Source organism: Rhodococcus sp. EPR-157 (assembly GCF_001647195.1).
In the GTDB taxonomy this organism is placed as follows: domain Bacteria; phylum Actinomycetota; class Actinomycetes; order Mycobacteriales; family Mycobacteriaceae; genus Rhodococcoides.
This window is the reverse complement of sequence record NZ_LVCV01000009.1, coordinates 1-1,208: the sequence shown is the minus strand read 5'-3', so window position 1 is coordinate 1,208 and position 1,208 is coordinate 1. Positions and strand designations below refer to the sequence as shown.

General features: G+C 60.3%; 1 protein-coding gene. It reads left to right on the top strand.

Annotated elements, in window-relative coordinates:
- A partial coding sequence (locus tag A2J03_RS00275; protein WP_156520120.1) for a cytochrome P450 occupies positions 1-702 on the top strand: 702 nt, incomplete at its 5' end.
- Between the last annotated feature and the right edge of the window lie 506 nt (positions 703-1,208).

Sequence of the window (1,208 nt, the reverse complement as noted above, 5' to 3'; positions counted from 1 at the left end):
GGCGACCATCTGTTCAACGCGTTCGGACCGGCCAATTCACTAGTGGACAAAGGTTCTGCCCGTGCTGCGGAGCTGTCCAGTTGGGTCAACGCGCAGTGCGGGCGTGATGTTCTGTCCGACGACGGTTTCGGTGCGGAAATCTGGGCTGCAGCCGACCGAGGAGACATCACCTACGAGCAAGCGCCGCTCATCGTGCGATCGCTGCTGTCTGCTGGCGTTGATACGACGGTCAATGGACTTGCCGCCGTCCTATACGCCTTCGCGAACAATCCCATTCAATGGGCCCGACTGAGGACCAATCCGGCGACTCTCGCACGTACTTCATTCGACGAGGCAGTCCGCTGGGAGTCACCGGTGCAAACCTTCTTCCGAACGGCCACCAGCGATATCGAAGTCGGCGGAACGACTATCCCAGACGGCCGAAAGATATTGATGTTCCTTGGCTCGGCCAATCGAGACCCTCGCCGATGGGACAACCCCGACGACTTCGACATCACCCGCAACCCATCGGGCCACGTCGGCTACGGGATGGGCATTCACCAGTGCGTCGGCCAACACGTCGCGCGACTGGAGGCCGAGGCTCTACTGACCGCACTTTCTGCGCGCGTCGAATCGATAGAGTTGGTCGCTCCAGCCAAGCGCCACCTCAACAACACACTGCGCTCCTGGGAATCGATTCCGATTCGCGTCACACTGAGGTGACCGCGAAGGCTGAGCGAACGCACGCGTCCAGCCTTGGTCACGGAGTGGTGCTCTCGACACCAAAGATCACGATGTCACCCAACGCCCCCTTACACCCGGCTGAGGAGTCGGGTGTAAGGGGTCCATTGGCTGGCATCTCGCTCACATGTATTGCGAGACAGCCGATGCAGCGGTGGCCCGACCGATAGCTTCTATCGGAAAGGGATGCTCTACGAACTCGCCGCCGCCCAGGCTTCGTCACAATGACAAAATACGGGTCGGATCGTGCGGTCGAATTCCTGTCCGGTCCGACGGAGGCCACCCACCACGAGATCGGCCCCGTTGACCGGTGGAAACTGCTGTTGCAGAGCAGGATCCATTCGACATCCGGAAATCGGCTGGATCGGAATGTGCGACCGTCTCGGATGTGGGGACGGTGCCGCGTGTGATTCGCGGGGCGTTACTCGCAGCATCAGGTCACCTCAGGAACCCTGAAATCCGTTGTACAACAGTATCTTCGGACCACT